Origin of the sequence: Flavobacterium sp. CG_23.5 (assembly GCF_017875765.1) — a bacterium.
Lineage (GTDB): Bacteria > Bacteroidota > Bacteroidia > Flavobacteriales > Flavobacteriaceae > Flavobacterium.
The window spans coordinates 3,646,419-3,672,252 of the sequence record NZ_JAGGNA010000001.1; the positions used below are offsets into that span (position 1 = coordinate 3,646,419).

25 protein-coding genes are annotated in these 25,834 nt (G+C 33.2%); 6 read left to right on the forward strand and 19 right to left on the reverse strand.

Going from position 1 to position 25,834, the window contains the following annotated elements; genetic code table 11:
• Positions 1 to 275: 275 nt before the first annotated feature.
• From H4V97_RS15675 to H4V97_RS15730, 12 genes are all read right to left on the reverse strand, one after another.
• Complete coding sequence (locus tag H4V97_RS15675) at positions 276 to 779, reverse strand: DinB family protein (RefSeq protein WP_209550227.1); 504 nt, start codon at positions 777 to 779, stop codon at positions 276 to 278.
• 30 nt (positions 780 to 809) lie between these two features.
• Positions 810 to 1,280 (reverse strand): PaaI family thioesterase, encoded by a 471-nt coding sequence (locus H4V97_RS15680; protein WP_209550228.1) that lies wholly within the window; start codon positions 1,278 to 1,280, stop codon positions 810 to 812.
• Between the two features lie 111 nt (positions 1,281 to 1,391).
• Positions 1,392 to 2,126, reverse strand: a complete 735-nt coding sequence (locus tag H4V97_RS15685; RefSeq protein ID WP_209550229.1) for an HD domain-containing protein — start codon at positions 2,124 to 2,126, stop codon at positions 1,392 to 1,394.
• Between the two features lie 35 nt (positions 2,127 to 2,161).
• Positions 2,162 to 2,662: an acyl-CoA thioesterase gene (locus H4V97_RS15690; RefSeq protein ID WP_209550230.1), complete on the reverse strand. Its 501-nt coding sequence runs from the start codon at positions 2,660 to 2,662 to the stop codon at positions 2,162 to 2,164.
• A 62-nt stretch (positions 2,663 to 2,724) separates the two neighbouring features.
• On the reverse strand, positions 2,725 to 3,543 hold the full coding sequence (gene panB, locus H4V97_RS15695; RefSeq protein ID WP_209550231.1) for a 3-methyl-2-oxobutanoate hydroxymethyltransferase: 819 nt from the start codon (positions 3,541 to 3,543) through the stop codon (positions 2,725 to 2,727).
• A gap of 3 nt (positions 3,544 to 3,546) precedes the next feature.
• Complete coding sequence (locus H4V97_RS15700; protein WP_209550232.1) at positions 3,547 to 4,437, reverse strand: hypothetical protein; 891 nt, start codon at positions 4,435 to 4,437, stop codon at positions 3,547 to 3,549.
• A 25-nt stretch (positions 4,438 to 4,462) separates the two neighbouring features.
• Complete coding sequence (locus tag H4V97_RS15705) at positions 4,463 to 5,929, reverse strand: 2-dehydropantoate 2-reductase (protein WP_209550233.1); 1,467 nt, start codon at positions 5,927 to 5,929, stop codon at positions 4,463 to 4,465.
• Positions 5,919 to 6,497 (reverse strand): DUF1572 domain-containing protein, encoded by a 579-nt coding sequence (locus H4V97_RS15710; RefSeq protein WP_209550234.1) that lies wholly within the window; start codon positions 6,495 to 6,497, stop codon positions 5,919 to 5,921. The genes H4V97_RS15705 and H4V97_RS15710 overlap by 11 nt, the downstream gene beginning before the upstream one ends.
• Positions 6,498 to 6,522: 25 nt before the next feature.
• Positions 6,523 to 7,044 (reverse strand): DinB family protein, encoded by a 522-nt coding sequence (locus tag H4V97_RS15715; RefSeq protein WP_209550235.1) that lies wholly within the window; start codon positions 7,042 to 7,044, stop codon positions 6,523 to 6,525.
• Between the two features lie 18 nt (positions 7,045 to 7,062).
• Positions 7,063 to 7,926 (reverse strand): thiolase family protein, encoded by an 864-nt coding sequence (locus tag H4V97_RS15720; protein WP_209550236.1) that lies wholly within the window; start codon positions 7,924 to 7,926, stop codon positions 7,063 to 7,065.
• A gap of 60 nt (positions 7,927 to 7,986) precedes the next feature.
• Entirely contained in the window at positions 7,987 to 8,577 is a 591-nt protein-coding gene (locus H4V97_RS15725) for a TetR/AcrR family transcriptional regulator (RefSeq protein WP_209550237.1), read from the reverse strand.
• 849 nt (positions 8,578 to 9,426) lie between these two features.
• Positions 9,427 to 10,896 (reverse strand): glycoside hydrolase family 130 protein, encoded by a 1,470-nt coding sequence (locus H4V97_RS15730; RefSeq protein WP_209550238.1) that lies wholly within the window; start codon positions 10,894 to 10,896, stop codon positions 9,427 to 9,429.
• Between the two features lie 1,048 nt (positions 10,897 to 11,944).
• Between H4V97_RS15730 and H4V97_RS15735 the strand changes: the two genes are divergently transcribed.
• Both H4V97_RS15735 and H4V97_RS15740 read left to right on the forward strand, forming a co-directional pair.
• Complete coding sequence (locus H4V97_RS15735; RefSeq protein ID WP_209550239.1) at positions 11,945 to 12,511, forward strand: ferritin-like domain-containing protein; 567 nt, start codon at positions 11,945 to 11,947, stop codon at positions 12,509 to 12,511.
• A gap of 166 nt (positions 12,512 to 12,677) precedes the next feature.
• Positions 12,678 to 14,957 (forward strand): glycosyltransferase, encoded by a 2,280-nt coding sequence (locus tag H4V97_RS15740; RefSeq protein WP_209550240.1) that lies wholly within the window; start codon positions 12,678 to 12,680, stop codon positions 14,955 to 14,957.
• 824 nt (positions 14,958 to 15,781) lie between these two features.
• Here the strand turns inward: H4V97_RS15740 and H4V97_RS15745 are convergent.
• The 6 genes from H4V97_RS15745 to H4V97_RS15770 form a co-directional block, all read right to left on the reverse strand.
• A complete protein-coding gene (locus tag H4V97_RS15745; protein WP_209550241.1) occupies positions 15,782 to 16,354 on the reverse strand; it encodes a ferritin-like domain-containing protein in 573 nt (190 codons plus the stop codon).
• Positions 16,355 to 16,369: 15 nt separating this feature from the next.
• Positions 16,370 to 18,511, reverse strand: coding sequence for a catalase (locus H4V97_RS15750; RefSeq protein WP_209550242.1), 2,142 nt, complete (start codon positions 18,509 to 18,511; stop codon positions 16,370 to 16,372).
• A gap of 1,028 nt (positions 18,512 to 19,539) precedes the next feature.
• On the reverse strand, positions 19,540 to 20,778 hold the full coding sequence (locus H4V97_RS15755; RefSeq protein ID WP_209550243.1) for a site-specific integrase: 1,239 nt from the start codon (positions 20,776 to 20,778) through the stop codon (positions 19,540 to 19,542).
• A gap of 1,120 nt (positions 20,779 to 21,898) precedes the next feature.
• Entirely contained in the window at positions 21,899 to 22,855 is a 957-nt protein-coding gene (locus tag H4V97_RS15760) for a HipA domain-containing protein (protein WP_410505216.1), read from the reverse strand.
• Complete coding sequence (locus H4V97_RS15765; protein WP_016991032.1) at positions 22,848 to 23,180, reverse strand: HipA N-terminal domain-containing protein; 333 nt, start codon at positions 23,178 to 23,180, stop codon at positions 22,848 to 22,850. The genes H4V97_RS15760 and H4V97_RS15765 overlap by 8 nt, the downstream gene beginning before the upstream one ends.
• The gene (locus tag H4V97_RS15770) at positions 23,180 to 23,404 is read right to left on the reverse strand and encodes a helix-turn-helix domain-containing protein (RefSeq protein WP_016991033.1); all 225 of its coding nucleotides are present in this window, start codon (positions 23,402 to 23,404) and stop codon (positions 23,180 to 23,182) included. The genes H4V97_RS15765 and H4V97_RS15770 overlap by 1 nt, the downstream gene beginning before the upstream one ends.
• 304 nt (positions 23,405 to 23,708) lie before the next feature.
• On the opposite strand from H4V97_RS15770, the gene H4V97_RS15775 reads away from it, so the two are divergent.
• The 4 genes from H4V97_RS15775 to H4V97_RS15790 are packed head-to-tail and all read left to right on the forward strand — an operon-like array spanning position 23,709 to position 25,296.
• Positions 23,709 to 24,464, forward strand: coding sequence for a hypothetical protein (locus H4V97_RS15775; protein ID WP_209550245.1), 756 nt, complete (start codon positions 23,709 to 23,711; stop codon positions 24,462 to 24,464).
• Between the two features lies 1 nt (position 24,465).
• Positions 24,466 to 24,861, forward strand: a complete 396-nt coding sequence (locus H4V97_RS15780; protein ID WP_209550246.1) for a DUF5675 family protein — start codon at positions 24,466 to 24,468, stop codon at positions 24,859 to 24,861.
• A gap of 11 nt (positions 24,862 to 24,872) precedes the next feature.
• Complete coding sequence (locus tag H4V97_RS15785) at positions 24,873 to 25,133, forward strand: hypothetical protein (protein WP_209550247.1); 261 nt, start codon at positions 24,873 to 24,875, stop codon at positions 25,131 to 25,133.
• Entirely contained in the window at positions 25,123 to 25,296 is a 174-nt protein-coding gene (locus H4V97_RS15790; protein WP_016991037.1) for a hypothetical protein, read from the forward strand. The genes H4V97_RS15785 and H4V97_RS15790 overlap by 11 nt, the downstream gene beginning before the upstream one ends.
• Positions 25,297 to 25,408: 112 nt before the next feature.
• On the opposite strand, the gene H4V97_RS15795 is transcribed toward H4V97_RS15790, so the two are convergent.
• A complete protein-coding gene (locus tag H4V97_RS15795; RefSeq protein WP_209550248.1) occupies positions 25,409 to 25,750 on the reverse strand; it encodes a DUF6943 family protein in 342 nt (113 codons plus the stop codon).
• Positions 25,751 to 25,834 lie beyond the last annotated feature (84 nt).

Genomic DNA, 25,834 nt, shown 5'->3' on the forward strand with positions numbered 1-25,834 from the left:
TACCACTTTTACTGCAAATATCTCCAACTATGAGCCCACAAAGATAAGCAGTGAACAAAGAAAATATAAACGGTATATTGGAATGGGTGTAATGTCGGAGAAATTTGCGCAGCGTTCACAATGAAGTTGAGGTTTGAATAGAAATTTGGGATGTACACTTTGCGCAGCTGAGTTTTTTATTTCATGAATGATGTCATAGAAGATTTCTAGAATATATTTTTGCTTCATCATTCATAAAAATAAATTGATCATAATAACATTATTATTGATATGTATTATTTCGATTCAATGTTTTGTTCGTCTTGCTTCTTAATAAAATTCTCTATTTGCCGTCTATGGCGCAAAATATGTACTATCGCATGTTCTAATAGTTGTTCGATATCATATTGTTGCCCCCAATTGACAATAATTTTTTTTGAAATATCAGTTTGTTCAATTAACAAGTTTGGGTTGCTATGAAAGAAATTTTCACAATATTTAAACATTAAGTTCAGTTGGTTAATATATTGATTTACGGTATTAAAACTTAGTTTTCCAGGTCTGGTTTTGTTTAAACCAATAGCATTTTCCATATAGATCGTATATCCATAACCTGAACAAACTATGTGTGTTAAAACGGTTTGAATTGATTTACAGTCTGTATCTTCAGTATAATTATCAACAATTATACAAAGTTGACTTTCATTAAGTGGTTTTATGTTACTTATAAGTTCATCTATTGCTTTTTTGTATTCGTCGAGTAATGCCTTTATGCTCCCGGTTAATATGATATTTATCATTTTTGATTGTATTGAATTTTTATAAAGAAATTATCTACCAATAGCTTTGTCACCTCTTAAAGTCATAACTGTACTTGTTGCAAGAGCAATTGTTTTTCCATCAGTACTTTTAATTTCGCAATTGTAAACCGTTATTGTTTTACCGGATTGAACTGGCTTGGCAATTGCTTTTAATGAATCTTTCCATACGGGACGGAAAAAATTGATTTTAAATTCCAGGCTTGTAAAAGATTCATTTTCTCCTATTATCGTAGAATGTGCCGTACCAATAGCGGCATCTGCTAATTCACACAATAGACCTCCGTGAACAGTGCCTTGTTGATTACCATGTATTTCATGATCGGCTGCAATTTCAACGGTGGCTTTACCATGGTCAATCTCAATGATATTCATTTTTAATGTTTTTGATATTGCTGTCGGATACTTCATGCTTGTTACATGATTTTTTAATGTACCCGTCATCATTTTTTTTAGATATTCTAATACAGATATTTTAATCATCTTTTAGTTTTTTATTTCTTTGCTAAAATTTAACAGGCTCCAAATTGATATTAAAAGAAAGATTAATTAGAAAAGTATTTGACTGGCAATTAATCTTTGATAATAATCCTCTTATTCATCAAAAGCAGAATGTTTTATTAATTTATGAAAACCATGTTGATATAAAAAAGACATTCTTGATTGAGGTCTTATTGTACACTGTTGTTTCATTAAAATGTGCATTTTATTTTTGAATTCAAGCCGTGGAAGTTTTAATATAATCTTGCTCATCGTTTCTGCAGGGAAATTTTCGTAATATTGTCCGATAACATCAATTGCAGCCCCTTTGTTTAACAGGTAAGCTTCGGGTAGATTTTTTGAAACTTTAATGTTTAAATGTAATGCTATAGCATTTTGGATTGTTTCTATTTTATCTTTTTCCATTTGTTCTAAACTTTCGAGAAACAAACCCGTTTCAATCGCGCTTTCAATTGCAAAGCAATTACAATTTGCATGTTTGTTTTGATAACCGGAGGTAAGCCCTATGTCGTGTAGTAAAGATGCAATAGCCAATAGTTCTTTGTCAAAAACAATGTTTTCTTTTTTACTGTAAATATTTCCGAAAATATAAGTTCTAAAACAATGATTGATTAAAAATTGCTGATGAGTATCTTTCAAAAATTCTATTGTATGTTTTATAATTGCCGAATCGGGCATTTTAAAATCATTTTCATTTGATAAAAATAATTTTGGGTTAGACTTATTATTTTTTTGTTTTTCTGTGAAGGCTTGGAATGAAAAATATATTTTAGCGAAACCATCTAAGTTACCAGCTGTTTTGTTGCCCCAGTTAAAATCCCCTATCATAATTCTAATTTTTAGTGTTACTAAATAATTTGCTGTTACTCATTTATTGTCTCTTTTATTTTAAATTCAGCGGTTATTTGCTTAATTCTTTGTTCCAGGTTTCCTTGTTTATACAATTCAGAATTTTCAATAGTTTTTGCCCATTCCATAAATTCAGGTCGATGTTGTTCTTTTCTACTCGTTCTAGTGTTTATAGGTACAAGCCTTGTTCTCATAATTGCTTTTAGATGATTTTGTTTTTCGTTCATCATTTGTGTTTCAACGAGAAGAAACTCATTATCAGCAATCAATAAAGTGGATTGTATTGTTATAACTTCATTATAAAGTGCGGGACGTAAATAAGCTATTTCATGTCCTCCGACTAACCAAGCTATATCTTTCTTGTAGTATTCGGATAAGTTCAGGTTATGATACTCTTTTAAATGATCTTCTCTAGCATTTAAAAAATAGTCAATATATCTGGCATTATTTAAATGTCCGAATAAATCACAGTCATTGAAACGAACTGTATATACTGAGTTGGGATTTTTATTCATTTGTATAAATTTTATTATTGTAAAAAGTTAATTTCTTAAAATTGGATTTATATATTTGAAAATCAATATTGCTCGTTAGCATTAGGAAAATCAGCTGCTTTTACATCGTTTGCAAACTGACCAATAGCCGTAATCATATCTTCGTAAAGGTTCATATATCGGCGCAGGAAACGTGGACTAAATTCGTGAGTCATTCCTAGCATATCATGCAAAACTAATACTTGCCCATCTACGCCGCTGCCAGCTCCAATTCCGATTACCGGAATAGAAATACTTTGTGCCACTTTTGTTGCTAAACTTGCAGGCACTTTTTCTAAAACTATGGCAAAACATCCTGCTTCTTCCAATATTTTAGCATCTTCAAGTAATTTATTTGCTTCGGTTTCTTCCTTGGCTCGAACGGTATAAGTCCCAAATTTATAAATGGATTGCGGTGTTAATCCCAAATGTCCCATTACTGGAATCCCTGCATTTATAATTCGTTTAATCGATTTTTTCACTTCGCGACCGCCTTCCATTTTTACTGCATGGGCACCGCTTTCTTTCATAATTCTAATCGCAGAATGTAAAGCCAATTTTGAATCCGATTGATAGGAACCAAAAGGCAAATCGACGACGATTAATGCTCTTGTACACGCTCTTACAACGCACGAAGCGTGGTAAATCATTTGATCTAGGGTAATAGGTAAGGTTGTTTCGTGTCCCGCCATCACATTACTTGCGGAATCACCAACTAAAATAACATCAATACCGGCAGTATCTACTATTTTTGCCATCGTATAATCGTATGCGGTTAGCATAGATATTTTTTCACTATTTACTTTCATATCAGAAAGTGTTTTGATGGTAATACGCTTGTATTCTTTTTTTGCTACTGACATTTGTTATAATTTTAAGTATAAATCACTATCTAGTTTAATAAAATGTATTTCTCCGCTCATCATTGCCGGAACAATTAATTGATCATCTACTATGATGAAATCGGCTGGACCTGAAATTGGTTCTAATGTTGAGATTTTAGTAACTCTGTTAGAATTGTAAATTCCAATTCCTTGAATAATTCCTTTTTGTGCAAATGCAATCCAGTTACTGACATACAATACATCTTTGCTGATAAATATTCCATCATAGTATCCTTTCAAAGTAGTTATTTGAGTGAATGTATTGTCTTTTAAATTGATGTATCCAATAACGCCATTTGCTTTATTGTCACTTCCAAAACCATTTACATAAATACGACTTGCTTTTTGGTAGCAAAACAATCCATTGATACCCGAAATGGTTACATCCGTTTTAATTTCAGAATAGGATTTATCTACTAAATTGACTTTGTATAATTTGTTTTTATCGGTTGCGGAAACATATAAGGTATTGTTGTCCCAAACTGCAATGTCATTTAGGAAAGAAGTATCTTTACTAAAGTCGATTTCATATAATTTAATTCCTGTTTTAAGGTCGATTGCCAGAAGTCTATCGATATCATTTACAAATAAAATACCTTTATTTATAGCTAGTCCTTTTGGAGCGTCTAATTTTTCTTTTATGAAAGTAGCGTCCAGTATTTGCCCTTTTTTGTCAAGTTTTAGTATTTTTCCATCGCCATCTTTTGCAGCAGGATTTAATTCTTTCCCTATATCAGCGGCATAAAGAAATTTACCATCGGTTGCAATACTTTCAACGTGATTGAAACCAGAAACAGTTTTTGTAGTTTGAGCATTGGTATATACTACAATAGATAGGAACATTATTAAACTGGATTTTATTAAATTTTTCATCGTTTTCTTTTTTTATGTTTAAAAATCACTGCGCCAGTACTTTATATTCTTTTTTTAATTGATTTATTGCGCTGTCAAAATGGGGAGTTGATATTTGAAATAATTTGGCCTCGTCAATAATATATTTCACTAACGAATTGATTTCTGTAGGTTTGCTTTTTTCCAAATCTAATTGAAAAGATGATTTTACATGTCCGTTAAAATTGCCCAATAATGTTATGTTGTTTAGAATTGTATTATCATCAATAGTAATATTTTTGGCTCTAGCCAATTGCATTAATTCAGAGATAAGATTAATAAAGAGATATTCTGATTTAGTGTTTTCAAGTATTTCAGAAAACGTTATTTGAAAAAGTGCTGTAACAATAGCCGCCGGAGAAACAAACATAAATTTCTTCCATATTACAGTTTTTACATTAGTGGTGTAAGTAGCATCTATACCGGCATTGTTAAAGATCATTGCGATATTTTCTCCCTTACTATTTTCTCCATCAGTTCCAAAAATAAATTTTGCTGGACCACTAACGTGTTCTATCTTTCCCGGCTTGATACTATTTGAAGCTATATAGATACTACCTTCCATAAGAGTTGCCCCTTTTGGTAAATATGGAGTTATAGATTCTTTACCATTTACTGTATTTTGGGTTGTAATTATTGTTGTATTTGGTGTTAAACAGTTTGCATATTCTTGGAGTACATCGGTTACAGAGAAGTTTTTTGTACAAATAATAAATATATCGATTGTCCCTATTTCTACAGGATTGTTAGAAGTTAAAGTTGGTACACATTTATATAAAAAATCATTAGAGAGCAACCGTAATCCTTTTTTGTTGATTACCTCGTAATTTTCACCTCTGGTAATAAATACAATATCTATATTTTCAATATTCGAATAATAATGTGCTAGTTTACCACCAATAAACCCACCAATACCTCCGATACCAGCTATTGCTATTCTTGTTTTATTTACTTGTTTCATCGGTTTATTTTTGATTGTTTGATTGTGATGTTGCACATGATAATTAGTGAAATAAAGTATTTCCCTAACAGTAATTTTGCCTAAAATTGGATGGGGACAATTGTACATTTCCAATTCTTCTTCTGACCAATATTTCAAATTTAAAATTAAGACTGCAAGTGCATTTTTCCCTTGGCTAACCAATTCCTCAATATTTGTTTCCAGATGTATTTTTGGAATAAATGCACCCGTCGCTTTTACTCCATCTTCTAAAGCATTTTTATACATCATAATACTTTTTTCATAGTTTATAGATGCTCTTTCAGAAAACCCGAAATTGGATTGGATGCTTGATTTTGGTAGTGCCAAATAGTTACTTAGTCGTAACAATGCAATAGTGATGTGTTCCACATTTTGAGACACAGACCATTTATGGTTAATTGAAATTGTTGGATTTGGCAGCTGAATTGCGGTTTCCCAAAACACTGAATGTGCTGTGTTGAGATTGTTTATTATTTCGGATTTATTCAACATTGTTTGGTTTTTTAAGGAATTCTTCAGTAAAATGTTCGTTGTGTTGTGGTTTAGAAAATTTTTCAACATTGTAGGCGATTGAATTTCCCTTTGGAATAGAAAGTGAAATCCAATTTTTATTGCAAATCATTTTACCGATATACACAATTTGTCCAATATGATATGGATAGTGAGCCAGTTGTCGATTAATGGCTTCCGTAATAGAATGACCTTGATTTCTGATGTAGATTGTTTTTGAAAAATCATCTTCTTGTAGAGAATTTAGAGTATTGAAAAGACAATTCCAGCCTTCATTCCATTTCTGCATTAATTCTTCTTTAGATTTAATGTCATTGTCAAATTCTGAATCACGTTTCCTCCATTTTTTTTCTCCATCCGAAGTCAAAAAATCTGTCCAACGAGATAACATATTACCATTAAGGTGTTTTACAATAATGGCTATACTATTACTTTCTTTATTGTATTGCCAAAACAATTTTTCGTCCGGCAATTGAGCTATAGTTTTATCGCCTAACATTTTGTAATACTCAAACTGCTTTTTTGTACTTTCTAAATAATCTGTTTTCATAGTTTTACGTTTTATGTGATTAAATTTATTTAAGAACTCGCATGTATTGAATCCAAGGACCAACTTCAGCTTGATACTGTTTAGCAATAACACGAACGATTTGAGAGGTATGGTTTAGATCATGCACCACCCATGCAGAAATTAATTGTGACAAGGTAACTGAACCTAATTCTGGATGGGTAGCTGTTTTAGATAATTGTTCGTTTGTTATTTTTAAAGAATGTAAAGCTGCTATGCTCGTAGCGCGAATTTGAACGAAATCATTCAATAATTGGTTAAGTGTTTTGCCTTTGCTTTTTTCGAGTTGGGCGAATCTATCGAGCGGTTCGAAATTTCGTACCACAAAATCAGAAAGGGCAACTTCAATACGAGGAATCCAGTTAGATTCATCGCAATGAATTAAATGACCAATTACATCGTAAGGTGACCAAGTATCGCTGCCTTCATTTTTTAAAGTCCAATTATCATTAAGATTGCGTAAAAGCGAATGAAGCGCCTTAGGTGTTCGTTCAAGAATTTCTATAGAATCACTTAGAGAGAATTTCATATGTAGATAATTTTAAGATTAGATTTTTTCGATTACAATTGTTGATGCACCGCCACCGCCGTTACAGATAGCCGCTATTCCATATTTGCCACCGTCTTGTTGCAGGACTGAACCAAGTGTGCAAATAATACGTAGACCAGAAGCTCCCAAATAATGCCCTATAAATTCACCACCATATATATTTACCTTATTAATATCAAAATCAAGGGTTTTTGGACTGGCTAAAATGACAGTAGCATAGGCTTCGGTTATTTCAATAAAATCAACGCCGTTAATTGTAAGCTTTGCCTGTTTTAATGCTTTTTTGATTGCAATTAATGGAGCTGTAGTAAAACATTCTGGTGCTTGTGTTGCATCAGCATACGAAATAATTTTTGCTAAAGGTTTTAAGTTATATTTTTCAGCCGCTTCTTTAGAAGCTAATAAAATTGCTGCTTCGGCATCATTTAAATTGCTGGCATTAGCAGCAGTTATACTTCCATTTTTATCGAAATAAGGATTGAGTTTAGAAACCTTTTCAGGAATGACTTTATTAATATCTTCATCATCATTGATGATGGTTTCTCCCATTTTGCGAGTTATTTTTATAGGTACAATTTCATTTTTAAATTTACCTTCTTTAGTTGCTTTTTTTGTTTTTGAATAAGATGAAAGAGCATATTCATCTTGTTGCTTGCGAGATAATCCATATTTTTTCGCATACATTTCTGCATTATTACCCTTATAAACCGCACAAATTGTATTTGGATCTATAGTAACAGATTGATAAGCTTCTTTGATTGCTAAAGCTTCTAATTGTTTTGATGAATATTTCTCAAGATTTTCTAAAAATCCGCCAATTGGAGCACGTTTAGCAGCTATGATATATACTTCGTTCGTCATTAATTTAATTTTTAGTTTATTATATAATATACCAATCGGTATATTATTTTTTAAATTTTTTTAGGCTTTTAACTCTTTAATCATTTTTTCTAAAAAATCCATAGTGAAATTTAGCACTGTTGAATCACCAGTAACTTTAGCTTGCATAACAGCACCTTCGATAAGCGACATTAAGATTGCTGAAAATTCAGCCGCATTTGTGGTGGCTTTAATCTCATTTGTTTTAATTCCAATTTCAATATATTGTTCTAAAGATGTTTGCCATAACTTAAGGGCATTTACCGCTTTTTTTCTTAACATTGGATGCGTGTCGTCAGCTTCAGAAGATGTATTTAATATTGGGCATCCTGCCTTCAGAAATGATAACTTTAGAAAATTTCTGTATGTTTCAGTATAAACCAAAAGTTTATCAATCATTTTTGGTCTAGCTTCAATTTTTAGTCTAATATAAGATACAATTGCGCCAAAATTATGATCAAAAGCAGCTAAAGCTACTTCATCTTTGTTTTCGAAATTACCATAAATACTGCCTTTGGTTAAACCAGTAGCATGCATTATGTCATTCATAGAAGTACCCATATATCCTTTGGCATTGAATATTGGAGCTGTTTTTTCGATTATGAATTGTTTTGTACGTTCTGCTTTTGACATTATCAAATGGTATTAATTTAATACAAATATAATTAAAATATACCATATGGTATATTTTTTTTAAAAAAGATATTTAAACTAGTTTTGTTATTAATGATTAATGGTTGGATTCAAAAGTTAGTGAAAAATGCTTACACTTGGAGAAAGCAATTATTTTTCCCCTATTTTAGCAAAAAATACTTACTACCATTGAAAAGAAATTAATGGGGGAGTTGTTTCGAAGAATTGAAAGCTGCAGGAACAAAAGGCGATAGTATAAACGCGTGTGGCGAGTTGTACCGTTCTGGAAATGGCTATTACCTAGTTTCAGCCAATGATTTCAAAACGAAATCGGCTATTGATGAATTTCGGTTTTGGTACTTTCTAGAATTTCTTAGGCCGCTTTCTAATATACTCTTTGGGCGATTTATGATAATTAAAGACAGGACATTTAATTGATTTAAAGCAATTAAATGCACAAACTAGTTATGTTAAAATATTTTTGTAATTTCATAATTTGGAACTGAAGATTGGAATAATTGCTAATTTTATTTTTTACATTTTATTCCTTTTTATTGTGGTATTAGGCTTTGTGAAAATAGTATAGTTTTAATTTAATTAGTTTGCCTTACCTACTGCTGAACACACTATTTTTATTGCTTCACTTCAACAACTTAGTAATTTAGAATTCTTTCGTTTATTGACTAGTAAGCGGATTTGCTATTGGATATGGTTATAAAAATTTAATCAACTTTACGCATACTACCATAAACTGATTAGTTGCAAAAAGCGATTTAGAAGATTTACTGATGCGAATTTAGTTTGTTTTCTTTCCGACGTTACAAGCAAAGCAGAAATTAACACCCAGATTCATAATTGACTTCTCTTCAACGCCGTGATTAATTCTACCAAATCGACTACAGCATAAGTTGAAGCATAGTCTGATACAGCATATGGCAAAATTAAGCTGTTATTGTGAATAATCGAACCGCAGGAGTACACGACATTGGGTACATATCCTTCCCGTTCATCCTCAAGTGGCGAGAGCAATGGCTCTTTTAGCCTTCCTATTTCCTTCGAAGGATCATCAAGATCAAATAGCGAAGCGCCTATGCAATAGCGTCTCATGGCGCCAACCCCATGAGTAATGACCAACCAGCCTTCTTCAGTCCATAGTGGCGAACCGCAGTTTCCAAGTTGTATAAATTCCCACGGATAGCGGGGCTGCTGAATCATAACTGGATTATTCCATTGCGTTGGCCGATCAGAATACATAAGGTAATTATTTATACCATCAATTCTGGATAGCATGGCATATTTTCCATTGATTTTTCTCGGGAATATTGCCAAATTTTTATTTTGAGCTCCGGCTCCGTGTAACGGCAGGACACGGAACGAATAAAAGTCTTCAGTAACAATCAGTTTTGGAAGAATTGTATGTCCATTATAGGCGGTATATGTTGCGATTATTTTTTCCGATTTATCATCATCCATAAAGCGCACAAAACGAGCATCTTCAATACCGCGACTTTCAGCATCTGAAATGGGAAATATAACACGTTCTGTGATATCAGAATCGTGTTTGAATTGTAAATCATAAAATGAATCTGCCAACCAAAGTATTTCCTCAAGTGCGGTTCTCCTTTCTTGGCGAATCGTTTGGTTGTTTAAGGCTTTATTTATCAAATTTTTTAACACTGAATACTCAAATTGATCAGGTAGTTCTAGCATAATTTGGGCGCAATATTTATCTGAAGTATGCATTTCTGCCAACTTAGAGATAAATCGTTTTTTGTTAAATAATCTTTTGTGTGTAATATCTGCTTTGTCAATATTACTTCCAATTTTCAGTATGTGGAGGTCATTATTTTTATCTAGTATTCCTCTTCTAAAGACGATCGACGAGATATGACCTTCCCCTGTTGCACGAAAAGATATGATGATGCGCTTCTCTCCGTTTTGGAGATTTGATTGATCAAAATCTTCAACAATGGAAGGATTAAAAAAGGCAGCAGATTCTATTGCATATTCCATTGTGCAATAGGAACCGATAAGCATCTTTCGTTCATTTGATAGGCTGTCATAATTGATTTTCATCCCTTCTATTAAGGCTTTAATTTTTTCGCAATTTTTAAAAAATGTATGTGAAATATTCCGATGTCGTCTGGCAAACTCCTGAAGTGTGTGCTCTAAGGAGTCCGTCACTTGTTTTTCATTCAATATCATTATATGACTTAGCATTTTTTGAGTAGGTTCAATACCATTCATAAAATACCGAGCAACAACTCTACGACAATCAGGAACAAATTTTATGTTTTTTCTAATAACAGTAACTCGCATAATTTTGTATTTAAATTATAGTGAAATAAATTTCCTTTATTATGGATTACGTAAACGTCGTTATTATAGGTTAGTGCTCGCTCTTTCAAGTTTTAAATAATTCTGTTAGCGGACTTTTTAAAATACATATAGTTACTCTTTACCCTAAAATTTTTTAAACGTTTAGTTGCTCAAACGAATTGGTTAATTAAGGAGATTATATTATTGAAATGATAAATCAAACAGATTTACTTAATCTAACACTATCTTGTTGATTTTTCAAATTTTTATTTGTTTTTACAACAAATTGTTTTAAAAAGGGGGCACTTATAATATTCAAATTTTAACTTCACGACTATATCAAAATTACAAAATAATAATATTAAAATAAAGTATAACTACCTGCTTTAAAGCAGGTGTTTTTTGTTACATCAGAATATTGAAATTTAAATATTCATTTCGATTAGTTCTCCCTTGCCGGAAATCAGTTGCCAAGCAGCGAACCAATCGGGCAATTTTTTTTTCTTTTACAAGATTTATAATTTTTTAGGGGGAACGTAAATAGATCTCCTTCAAGTTCTTCAATGCCTATTTACTATGTCAATTTTTTACCTCATTGCGCTCTTTTCGATTGGAAATAACTCTGTCCACAATCATCTGGTATTTTAATTTATTCTGAATATCATATATATTATCTAAAATTATATATGAGTATCAAACTATTATTAAATTATCGTAGCATGAATTTAATTATAAAATTAAGCCGGTTTTTCCTATTTAATTCTTAAAACATAGTTCAAACTTTATATTTCGAACCTTGTTAAAATTTATTGATGAACTTTCAAATCCATCTCGTTTGAAAAATCTTATGAAAATCGACTTACTAAATTCATTTAACACTACTTTCATCAAAAATTGAATATCGGTTCTGTTTTTTTTATATATTAGTATTATTGTTTTGTAATACTTTGATTTACAATCGAGTAAATGTTAAATTAGTAGTAAAGGTTTTGTAAATAATAGTTATAATTTCTCTAAATTTTGTCACCCACAAGTTAATTCTAAAGTCATGAGTAAAACAAAAACAAAAACTGAAAAAAAACAAAGCGCAAACACCACAAAGTCAAAATCAAGTGTTGCTACTTCTTTACGAGAACTCTTTATTGACTCTCTAAAAGACATTTATTGGGCCGAAAAAGCTTTGACCAAGGCGATACGAAAAATGGTAGAAAGCGCTACTTCCAAAAAATTAATGGAATGTTTAGAAGCACATTTAACCGAAACTGAACAACAGATAAAAAGGTTGGAAGAAATTTTTAATATTCTTGGAGAAAAGGTTGTCGCCAAAAAGTGTGTTGCTATGGAGGGATTAATCGAAGAAGGAAAATCTATAATGGATGAAACTGCCGAAGGTCCTGTTCGAGATGCAGGAATTATAGCAGCTGCCCAGAAAGTTGAACATTATGAAATTGCTACCTATGGTACTTTAATATCCTTTGCAAAAACTTTATATGAAGTTGAAGTTGCAGATATCTTAGCTCAAACCTTGGAAGAAGAAAAACAAGCAGATGAAACCTTAAGCGATGCGGCATATAGTTCTATCAATTTTGATGCTGCAATGGCCGATGAAAACTAATACTTACGACCTCTAAATTTAAGATTCAATTGGGTAAAATGATTTATCAGTGTCTATGATAACGAGGAACCCTTAATAAGAATGCTCATTGTAATTCTTAATTAAGGGTTTTTTACCATTATCTGGATAAATTTAATTTTAAGTGAAAATATAAAAAATAAATAAGATGAAAACTTTAACGACTAAATCAAAAATAGTATTTCTTTCAACTTACCCACCTACACAATGTGGCATTGCTACTTTTACTGAAGATACAATTAATGCAATAAGCAAGGCTTATGGTAAAAGTATTGATTGTGAAATTTGTGAAATAACATTTAAAGGACAAGCTAATCCAAATTCTACTTATCATTTGCCTTCAAAAGATAAGGATGCCTACACTGAGATAGCCGCTAAGATTAATAAAGATTCTGCTGTCAAACTAGTGCATATTCAATATGAATTTGGCTTGTTTGGTGGTCAATACGGCGATTACCTATTAGATTTTTTAGATGAAATTAAAAAACCAATTGCCTATACTTTTCACAGCGTGATTGCAAAACCAAATAAAGAATTAAAAGCAATTGTACAATTAGTGAGCAGCTTTTCACAAGCTATTTTTGTGATGACTAATCAGTCCAAAAAAATTCTTGTTGAAGATTATGCAATAAATGAGAAACATATTTATTATGTACCTCACGGAACCCATTTAGTAAATTATGAGAATACTCAGAAAGCAAAGAAAAAACTACTTCTAGAAAATCGATTAATACTTTCTACTTTTGGATTGTTAGGAGAAGGCAAAAGTATTGAAACTGGATTAATGGCACTTCCTAAGATTGTTGAAAAATTTCCCAATGTATTATATTTAATCCTTGGAAAAACGCATCCTAATACAATTATCGATAATTTAGATTTGTATAGAAATTCATTAGAAGATCTTGTTATAAATTTAAATTTGGAGAATAACGTACGTTTTGTGAATGAATATTTAGAGGTAAATCAACTTTTAGATTATTTAAAGGCGACCGATATTTATTTATTTACCTCTAAAGACTCAAATCAGGCGGTTAGCGGTACGTTTTCTTATGCAATGAGTTGTTCGTGTCCTATTGTTGCCAGCAAGATTCCACATACACTTGAAAGTTTAACGTCGGATATTGGGATACTAGTCGATATTAAGAATGTGGATCAATTTGCCGTTGCCACTTTAAAATTATTAGCCGACTCTGGTTTAAGAGAGCATATGGCTTTGAATGCTTACGCAAATACTACCCAGACTTCTTGGGAAAACACCGCAATAAAACATATAAAAGCGTATCAAAATATCTGCAAGGATTTGAATGATATTAAATATTCTTATCCTAAAATAAAGATGGACCATCAAAAAGCCATGACTACAGATATAGGCATGCTTCAGTTTTGCAGGATTTCTGAACCAGACTTCGATTCAGGATATACTTTGGATGATAATGCAAGAGCATTAATTACGATTTGTAAACACTTTCAGTTAACTGGAGATCGATCTGATTTTGCTTATATGAAAACCTATATGAATTTTATAGAGAGATGTCAAATGCCAAATGGAAAATTCATTAATTATGTGGATCAACACAATCATATTGAACCCAGAAATAGTAGTGAAAATCTTGAGGATTCCAACGGTCGGGCCATATGGGCTTTAGGTCACTTATTAACATTGAGCGAGAAATCGCTTCCTTATTCACTTATTTATAAAGCACATTTATGTATGAATATGGCCTTATCATGTGCTGCAAATTTACATTCTCCAAGAGCTATTGGTTTTACAATTAAGGGGTTATTCTATCTATATAGCGCTATACCATCCCAATTGGTGGCTCAGTTAATTGATGATTTGTCCCAAAAATTAACATCAAACTATTCTACATGTAGTTCCACTAATTGGAATTGGTTTGAGGATAAATTAACGTATGCTAATAGTATTCTACCTGAAGCACTATTGTTATCTTTTTTAGTTACCGGTAAAAAAAGCACTAAAAGAATAGCTTTGGAAACAATGGACTTTTTAATTTCAAAAATGTTTGTTGAAGGGAAGTTCAAAATTATTAGTAATAAAGGTTGGCATCAAAAGGGAGCGATTCCATATCAATATGGTGAGCAACCTATTGAAGCCTGTTATATGATGCATGCTTTGGATCTATTTTACAAGTCATTTGAGGTTTCTATTTATAAAACCTATATGAAACTAGCATTTGAGTGGTTTTTGGGAAACAATCATTTAAATCAAATTATGTATAATCCAATCACTGGAGGTTGTTACGACGGACTGGAAAAAGAAAATGTTAATTTAAACCAAGGGGCAGAATCAACTGTTTGTTACTTATCTGCGCGTCTTTTGATAGAGACATATTCTTCAAAAGGAAGGAGCCTAGAACTAGGTAAAATTAAAAAAGGAGAAGTAAAAAGTTTTCTTTACAACTCTTAAAAAGTTATGTAGTTTTATAAAACAATATTGTAAATACAAAGTCTAACCAGTTACGAGAAAGATTTAATGCATTCACAATTGAAATGCTAAAAATTGCTTTAATTTCAATCCTTTGTATTTACGATCTCTTGCTGAAATTTAATTTTATAAAGTAGTATAGGATTATTTTAAGCTTTTAGAATAGACAGCGATTTTTTGGTACGCATAATAAAAATGTTAACTTCTACCTTTTCCTGTTGTAGTATAACATCTCTCATTAGAGCTTAGGCTATATATGCCCCTTTGTACGGTTGTACATAATAGGATTGTTAGTGCTACAAAGTGTCCATATCTTTTTTCATAGCAGAACGTAATATATCAATCATATTACTATTAATGGAACTTTCTACTTCAAAAACCCCGTATTCCATAATAATGTAATACATTCAATTTTGTAAGCTTTAATACTATAAGAATAGATAACTTCCATTAGCTTATTTTCGTTGCTTCTTTTAAAATTCATATTAGAGTGTTCTTTTTCATTAAGCATTTCCAAAGGATAACTACTATATTTTAAAGCCTATAGGAGAAATTTAGGAATATTTATTTACCTAAAACCAATTGATCCTGATTAAAATGATTTTATAGTAAATAGTGAAGGTTGTGGTAATGGTTGTGCATTTTAGATGTCTGCTGCTACCCAATTGTAAAATATCTAAATTGTGATTGGTTTAAATCGATAGTAATTCATATATGATATTGCAAAAAAAAATCTGCAGTTTATGCAGATTTTTGTTAATGAAGGACCATTTTTATATTTTTTTTTCGCTGATATGAATTCTATACTATTTTGCGGCAACAATATTGACGGCATTGAGTGCAATATCATTTAACACGCAATCCGCTTCTTTTTCCTCGGCCAAGGTTTGTGTTAGTAATTTTGCAACATCATTTTCACCAAGTGTTTTGGCAAATGCTACTAAGGTGCCATATGTTGCTATTTCATAATGTTCAATTTTTTGCGAAGCAGCAATAATTCCAGCATCACGAACAGCGCCCGGCATTGTTTCTTCCAAAATGCTGTCGCCTTCTTTTAATAGGCCGGACATCGCTTCGCATTTTTTTCCTTCTGCTTTTTCGCCAAGAAGGTCAAAAATCTTCTCAAGACGGAGTACCTGATTTTTAGTCACAGCCAAATGTTCTTTAATTGCAGAAACTAAACTTGCTGCCGTTGCGTTAGCACCCATCTTTGGCAAAGCGCCGACAAGGGCATTTTCCGCCCAAAAAATATCTTTTAAGCTGTCAATAAATAAGTCTTTTAGTTCTGAAGCAGCTTTGCTAGATGGTTGAACAAAAAGATTTTTATTGTTAGTACCATTGCTAGTTTTTTCGTGGTTTGAATTTTCTGAATTTTTCATAAAATTTGATTTATGTTATTTATATAAATTTACTTCACGTTCCCAGAAACGGTGTTTACCCATTGCTGTTATAAATTGCTGTACAAACCCTTCTGATGCTATTTCATTTGTTAATATAATTCCATCATCACTGTTTTTAATTTTGGAAGCGAAAGGGACCGCACTTATTACTTTTATTGCTTGACCGTCAGCACCAATAACCTTGCAGTGTTTGTATGCATCATTTAGAAATTCACTAACATCATCATTTTCTGCAATAGCGTTAATTTCTAGCCCGTGCGGAACGTAAACCGCATCAAATAGTACCGATGAAGCTGTGAGTAGGCTAAAATCAACAGCTACAGCTACTTTCTCATCGGTAGTTATACTTCCAAGATGTGGTGCTATTATAAAGCCATTGGCATCTTCTTTTAATAAAGCATTTTTCATTTTTAAAATACAAACCTCAGAAACGCCATTGTCACATATAATAGCAACTTTTCTCGAAGCAATTGTTGATGTGTTGGTAGGATTTTTAAGCATAGTTAGCGCATCAGAAGCGGCAATAGATTGTTCTACAGTTGTAGATTCCTGTGTACCCATTTCATTTTCAGGAGAAACTCCATGGTTTAATGGCGTTTCAAGGACTGGAGGAATTGTAGAACCAATACCAATAGCAACTTTTTCTGCTAGTACTTTGTCTACTTTTGATAAAAGTCCTAACATTCTGATCCTGATAGCCATGGTTTCTACTTTGCCTAGCTCAAAGCGCAATGCTTTAACAATATGGCTTTTTTCTGTTGAAGTCTGGCTGTTAAAGAATAATTTTGCCTGTCCAAAATGGTCATTGAAACTTTCACTTCTTTGTCTGATTTTATATGCATCAATACGTTCATTAAAACTTGTAAAACCACCTTCGCTAATTTTAGCCTGATAGGGGCAACCGCCTCCAAGTGAATTTGGTTGGTAACTTACTCGGCCAATGTTAATTTCCTGACGCATATGACCGTCTCGCTGGTTGTTATGAACTGGTGCTATACTTCTGTTAATTGGTATTTCATGAAAGTTTGGACTTCCCAATCTTGATAATTGGGTATCGGTATAAGAAAATAGACGCCCTTGTAGTAAAGGGTCATTACTGAAATCTATACCTGGTACCACATGTCCCGGATGGAATGCAATTTGCTCTGTTTCAGCAAAAAAGTTGTCAGGATTTTTATTGAGAACCATTCTTCCAATGATTGTCACCGGTACGAGTTCCTCCGGAACCAGTTTGGTCGGGTCTAGAAGGTCAAATTCATACTTATTTTCATCTGATGTTGGGATAATCTGCACTCCTAATTCCCATTCTGGGAAATTTCCCATTTCAATGGCTTCCCATAAATCCTGACGATGAAAATCGGAGTTTTTACCTGAAATCTTTTGGGCTTCATCCCATGCCACTGCATGAGTTCCTAATTTTGGTTTCCAATGAAATTTTACAAATACAGATTCATTAGCCTCGTTAATTAGTCGAAATGTATGAACACCAAAGCCTTCCATCATACGTAAACTTCTTGGAAGTGCCCGATCTGACATAATCCACATAATCATATGCATTGATTCAGGCATCAAGGAGATGAAATCCCAAAATGTATCATGAGCAGATGCGGCCTGCGGCATTTCGTTATGCGGTTCTGGTTTAACGGCGTGTATAAGATCAGGAAATTTAGATGCATCTTGAATAAAAAAAACAGGCATGTTATTTCCGACTAAATCATAAATACCTTGCTGAGTGTAAAATTTTACTGAAAAACCCCTTACATCCCTAGCAAGATCTGAAGAACCTCGAGATCCCGCAACAGTTGAAAATCTTGCGAAAACTGGGGTTTTCATTCCTGCTTCTTGAAGAAATCCTGCCTTTGTTAATTCCGGTATAGGCGTGGTAACTTCAAAAAAACCATGTGCTCCTGATCCGCGTGCATGTACAATTCTTTCTGGTATTCGTTCATGGTCAAAATGAGTTATCTTTTCCCTTAAAATAAAATCTTCCAGTAGAGAAGGCCCACGCTCTCCTGCCTTTAAAGAATTATTATCGTCATTGATTTTAACCCCTTGATCGGTCGTCAGAAATTTATTAGTGCTATCCGACTTGTTTTTTGACAAATCACGCTGTTTGCCATCTTGTAAATTTTCCATATGTCTTAGTTTAATTGGTTACTAATCTAAATATGATAAGAAAGAGTTTAAAACTGCAAAAAGTGGCTGAGAAGCGATAAATTGAAACTTTACCACGCATATCAAATTTAATACAATTGATCATAAGAATTATATAAAATTGAATGAAAATTTTATATAATTCACAGTGTGTTATTATTGTAACGCATTGAATAACAGTGTTTATTGTTGCAAAATACTCGCTAAATTATTCCTTGACTTTTCTCTACCCAAAAAGTTTAAAAATGTGATTCCATCTCCTAAGAATCTAACTGTTGTCCCAAATCGAATTTGCTTTATAAAAATGTTATTTTAACTATTTTTTGCGTCTGCAAAAATTAGAAATGGTTTTGATTTCCCGACAACGCCAATTATGAATAGAGAGACTGAACATATAGCAGAGCGCTACAGTTGGTATTTAATTGCACATTTTGCAAAAAAATGACGAGATAAACGACGAGGCAATCAAAGCAAAAGTTGAAATTAACGAAGTAAAACTTTCATTTAAGAATGTTGTAAATCAAAGATGTTTATTTATTGTTAATGAATTTATGATTGATAAATTCCAGACGTAAAAAACTCTAATATATCCCCTTTAATTTGATAATAGTTTTTTTGAACTTTTTTGTGATATTATGTATTTACTATTCGATTTTCTTGATCCTTTGTTTTCAAAATTACAATTTTTGCTAAATGTTTTGATTAGAATAGTGAAACTTTTTAAAAGTTATTTTGTAATTTGAGGAGGATATTTTTGCGGCTTAAAAGACTCATGATTAATGCCGATAATGAGTTTACCAATGATGACGTGAATGCTATGATTTTATAGAGTACTGTGCGAGAATTGCTTATAGAGATTATAGTCATGGGTTGACAAAATTGGTTAATGTTTTGAAGTTAGTTGCTTTGAAATATATATTATAAAAATTTGATGTTGTTGTATTTAGTTACATTTATAATGGAAGTATCTTTTACTTTTACACTAATATTTGCGATGTTTCATACAAAAACTAACTCACCGATTTAGCCAATACACCTTCTTTAAATTTTTCCCTTAAAATCATCATATCCTCACTGACCTTCTTATCTAAGACTTTAGCATAATGTTGTGTGGTACGTAAGTTTTTATGACCAAGCATTTTGCTTACACTTTCAATAGGAACTCCGTTTGTAAGTGTTACAGTTGTTGCAAAAGTATGTCTGGCAATGTGGAAGGTGAGTTCTTTTTCAATTTCACAAACGCCTGCAATTTCCTTTAAATACGCATTCATTTTTTGGTTGCTCAAAATGGGAAGCAGTTTGTTTTGATTGCAGCATTCCGGATGGTCCTCGTATTTATCGATTATCATTTGGGTAATTGGAAGAATTGGAATCTTTGATGCAGCTTCTGTTTTCTGACGGTGGGTGAATATCCATTTCTCTCCATCAATACCGATGCTTATATGGGACTTAGTTAAGTTTTTGACGTCAATGTATGCCAAGCCGGTAAAGCAGCTAAAAAGGAAGATATCGCGGACTAATGATAGTCTTTCGGTTTTGAAATCTTTGTTGATGATATTCTGAATTTCTCCTTCTGATAAATACACCCGTTCCACTTCTCTGACTTTGGCTTTGTAGTTACTGAAAGGGTTTCTTTCAATCCAATTATTGGCCAAACAAATCTTGATGATTTTGCTGAAGTTCTTGATGTATTTGACAGCGGTGTTATTCGCGCAATTCCTAACGCTGCGCAGGTAGAACTCATAATCGGTTATAAAGGCATGATTTATTTTGTCGATTTCGATATCGGATATTTTGTATTTCCATTCTAAAAAATCAATGGTATGTTTCAAAGAGGTATTATAACGCTCCAATGTTCCTTGTGCATATTCTTTGCCTACCAATTCTTTGATTTTATTGTTGTGGTCTTTTAAGATAGGGATGAGGGTTCTTTGTCGTTCTTCGATACCCAGTAATTTGTTTTTGAAAACTTCAAGTGTTAGTAATTCGTTTTTGTGAATTAATTCCATCTGAATGTCAAATATTTTAGATTTCATCAAATTAAGATATTCATTTAATGAACGGGCTTCCTCTGAGGTTCCTTTCATTTTTGACAATTCGGTTGACCATTTTGCTGCTTCAATGAATTTCTTTGAACTGAATTCCATTCGTTTTCCATCTACAGTCAATCTAATATAGATTGGTAATTGACCTGATGTGTTGGCTTTAGTGCTTTTAGCATAAAAGTGTAATGTGATTTTTGTTTTCATGGTGGTGACCTTTTAATTATTATTCAATTTAAATATCTTGCGAATACCAAACAAGATGTTTAAATAGTGAACCAGTCGTTGAACTGGTCATGAAACATAATGTTTGTAGGGTTTAAGGAGATTTAGCGAGACCCTAATTGTTGAATTTGTTAGGGTCTCGATTTAGTCTCTTTAAGGATGAGATTAGATGAATAATTTGACTATGTCGTAAAAGCAAAAACCCCGTAAATCATAAGATTTACGGGGTTTTGATACCATTTGTTTTTATACTGGCGGAGAAAGAGGGATTTGTTAACCTCTGTCAAGTCCTAATTTTATTGACTTAGCGTTTGTTTTTCAAAATGAGTGCACCGAATTGTGCACCTTTAAATTTCACTCAATTTAGTACTCGTATTGATGATTCAAATTTAATCAATTTTATTGGAATTTGCACCATTGATAAGTTCAAAATATAGTCTGGCAAACGTACTATTTTACCGAATAATTACCTGTTTAAGCTGTTTAATTTTTAAACTTGTACAATACCAAAATTCATCTAGGTATTAAAGATTTTTTCTGATTGTAGCATCCAATTTTTTAGAAATAGATTCCGTTTATCAACGATTAGTTCTTTAAAAAGGAAAAAATCGTTTTCAATTGTGTTGATGATCTTTTCTGATATGTTTAATTTAGTAGTATCATTTTTTATAATACTGACATACTTAGTATAATGAGATGCTATTGTTGGTTTAATCTGGTGTAAAACAACCAGTATTATAGTCAAAATTAGTAAAAAAGACTTATTACAACTGCTTTAATGGTAAAATATTTGAAAGAATAACGGGAGTTTAACCTATAATATGTAATTCTACCTGCTCTTGTTTCAGGCTAGTGTACTGGCAAAACTCTTCTATAGATACAAACTCATTTTGGAGCTTGTTAAGCTCCTTTCTGATGTTTTGCAACAGTCTAATGCTTTGGCGATAACTCTTTCCTGTAATGCGTTGTATGTCTTTAGGGTAGATACACAATCTCGTGGTTGCTGCTTTCATACTCTATCTATAGCTTTGGTTGGGCTTTGGCTTACTTTAAAATTCTATTATCCAAACTTCTAAGTAAAATTAAACAAAAAAGTGCTTGTTTACTTAGGCTGAAATAAACTGCTGTATCTTTCCTCTAATAGTAGTTTGTATTTTTCTTTGAATGCTTCAGATAGGAATGAATTATCAATCCACTGCATGGCAATTGGTTTATTTTTTTGGAATCGTTTTACTATTCCTTTGAGCTGTTTGTCGTTGAGTCCGAGGTTTGTGCCTAGTGTTTGGAAATGCTGCCATTTTAGTTTTTTCTTTTTTCCATCGAGTGTTAAAGCTAGTTCTTCGGTGTCTTCCGGGTTTACTATGGCTACGTTCAGCAGATCATAGGCTGGAGCCAATGTCCAACTATCCCCTGTATTGATCATCGAGAAGTTCTTCAGGTGCATGTCGTTATTTCCCGTTAGGTAACTGAAGACACCCAGTTCTAAAAAGTATAGTTTGTCCAATAAGGTGTTGTCTGAGAATTCATTGATGGCTTTGCCTATTTTTTCCATCGAGCTTTTGTATTTGTCAAAAGCTTCCGTGATTTGGAACATGTCGAGCATGTGGATTTTTTCTCCAGTAGCTGTCCTATCAATGCGTTTGGTAATATAGGAAAGCTCACCAGATTGTAGACGGATCAAGCTTGATTTTACAGTGTTAATACCAAAAGCTTCTGCAATGCGCATCGTTACATGTTCATTTGCGGGCATTTCAGCAAATTGTTCGGATGGCGGTTTGAAAATATAATTACCGCCCAAAGCACCTACCACGGTAAGGCGTCCTTTATTCCCGTCCTGAATCGTGTCATTTACTATTGATAGTGATAATTTGGGTTGTACCCCGGGTACTGCTACGCTTCGCTCCACGACATTTAGCGCTAAGGCGGTCATTTGTTGTAGGGTATGTTCAAATGCAGGTTGGTGTTTTGTTCCAAAAAACGCTAAGCTACATTGCTCGTGAAAATCACCTTCAATTGTATCCTCTAATCTCAGGTAACAGTATACGCATTTCTTACTCATTTTCATTTGGTATTGGTTGAACACTGACGGCACCGATACAATTTTGGCAGCAGGCCAAGAGTAATCCCATGCGGTCATTGGGATTAATTTTCCAGTTTTTGGATGCGATATCCAGGAGCCAGCCTTCAGGAATTAGTCCTTCAAAAAAGGGGAATAATCGTTTGTCGGTATATGTTTTAGGACTTACTGGCATCGTAAACGTAATGAACTGCTTGGGATGTTTCTTTATGTATTGTTCTTCATACTGAAAGATATAGTCTCCTTCATCTGTTTCGGTGAGTATTCCCGCTAAGACGTCTTTATAATATATTGCTGCCTTTCTCATTATTCTTTCTTTTCATTTTTGGATAATTCTCGTGCGTTAACCGGTGCGAGGGTATGCCCGAACATTCGGAGCACTTGATTTACCTTCTCGAGATTTAGATTTTCTTTGCCTTGTTCTATTTTTCGAATAACGGTAAGTGCTACTCCAGCACGTTCTGCAAATGCTTCCTGGGTAAGGTTTACTTCATTTCTTTTTTCTTTTACAAAGTCTGCTAGTGTTATCATAATTATATGCATTTACATCGAATTAGAACAAATATAGTAAATTATATGTAAAAGCATATAATTTACTTATTAAAATACAATCTATATGTAATTGCATATAGAAATTTATAACTCGTAACGAACTCACAAGTGTCATTTATGTCGATTTATGCCATCTGTGTCTGATCCTGCCATCTGGTCGTCGAGGCCTTTTTAATGTGATTTAATTGGCTAAAATTTGTATTCAAATCAATTGAAAAGTGTTGCAACAGGATGACGATTGAATTCATTTTAAATTAATTTATAAACTTAAATTTTAGGAATTATGGCAAGACAGAAAGGCATAATTAAGTTGAAAGGTACTATTGGAGATATTACTTTTTACAAAACCCAAGATGGGCATTTGGCACGTGAAAAAGGAGGCATCGATGCCAGCAGAATCAAAAATGATCCTGCGTTTCAAAGAACGCGTGAGAACGGTTCTGAATTTGGAAGAGCCGGCAAGGCAGGGAAAGTTTTAAGAACGGCTCTGAGAGTCTTACTGTTAAATTCTGCGGACGGTAGAGTGGTGAGTCGACTTACCCAAGCGATGGTGAAAGTTATTCAAGCCGATACGATTAGCGAGCGTGGGTTACGAAATGTAATTGATGGTGAGGCGGAATTGCTTATTGGTTTTGAGTTCAACATCAGAGGGAAACTGGGGACCAGTTTGTTTGCTCCCTATGTAGGGATAATCGACAGAGTATCTGGAGATATCAGCGTTGATTTGGATTCGTTTATTCCCGCTAATATGATTGCAGCTCCAGGAGGGACGACCCATTTTAAAATTATTTCAGCTGGTGCTGAAATTGATTTTGAGGCAGAGACTTTCGTATCAACGAATTCCGAAACGGCCATTCTTCCTTGGGATATGACAGCAACAGCGGCGATTAGTCATGTAAACCCGGTGACACCAAACAGCACAAAACCGTTGTTTTTGGCTTTAGGTGTTGAGTTTTACCAACAAGTAAATGGCCAGATGTATCCCTTGAAAAATGGATCCTACAACCCGTTAGCTTTGGTTAGCGTAAGCGGATTGTAAGATGGTTTTGGTATTAACCAGAATCTATTTTCCTGAAGGAACGCAAGGGATGCTAGAATGGAACGGCACACTAGTTTGTTATACCATCGAATTGCCTTGGTTGGGAAATCAAAGGCGTATCTCTTGTATTCCAGAAGGAGAATATGTTTTGCAGAAGCGGTTTAGCCCAAAATTTAAATGGCACTTGCATTTGAGAAATGTTCCGGGAAGAGATTTAATATTAATCCATCCCGCCAATGACGCCAAAAAAGAATTATTGGGCTGTATTGCTCCTGTAACGCAACATAGTGGAGTAGGAAAGGGCCGTTCCTCCCGAAAAGCGTTGGAAAAGCTAAAATCTTTGGTTTACGCCGCTTTAGATCGTAATGAAGTAGTGAAAATAAGTGTTCAATCTTAAAAAGTAGTACTATGAAATTAGTAGAAAGAGTAAAATCGCCAACTCCTAAGTTTTTTAGGATTTTGAGAGCCATTGGATTGGCTTTGTTGGCCATAAGCGGAAGTGTGATTGCGGCGCCGGTTGTTTTGCCTGTTGCTGTGGTAAGTATTGCAGGATATATAGCTGTTGCTGGAGGGGTGATTTCTGCTGTCAGTCAGATTACAGTTGATGAAGCAGCCCTGTTGAAGGCAGAACAAGAAATAATTCCAAAATCTAGAAGCGATGGAGACTAATCTTACTTTAAAATCAGGCACCATTTTAGGAACGTTGTTGAGTATTGCACCCAATATCCTTTCTGAAGATATTCTAAAAACTATTATCTTAGCCGTTGTTGGAGCTATAGTTAGTTTTCTGGTTTCACTTCTTTTAAAGCGGTTGACCAAAAATAAAAAATAAATTCAGTTTTATTAGATTCTGAAACAAGTTCAGAATAAATTCAGTTTTTGTGTGGTAACCTTTACTGAATTTTATAAGAAAGCCTAAATCGCAAGATTAGGCTTTTTTTTGTTTACCGACAGTACCTAGACAAAATACATTTTTTTAGTTCATTAATCAGTTTTAGATTTTTCTCCAGATGTTCTTTTTGTAGTTCTAGCGCTTTGATTGCATCAATATCTTTCTGATGCTGCTCGAAGTCGTAAAGTAATTGATTTACTTTTTGGTCAAATTCGGATTTAAAATTTTGAATTCGGATAAATGGAATAACGGACCCAATAAGGTGCTGATGCCAAAATTTCATTTGCCATAGGCTGTATGCTAACCAGTAAATCATTTCGGCGTCTTCGTCAGATGAAAAAATGATCACATAACTATTGGTAAAAGGCTCTTTCTGGGGCTTTCCACTGTTCATTCCTTTGTTGAGAATAAAGATTTGGTTTCACTTGTAAATGGTGTCTTTCTGATGGTTTTGATGATAAAGTTTGGCAATTTCTGG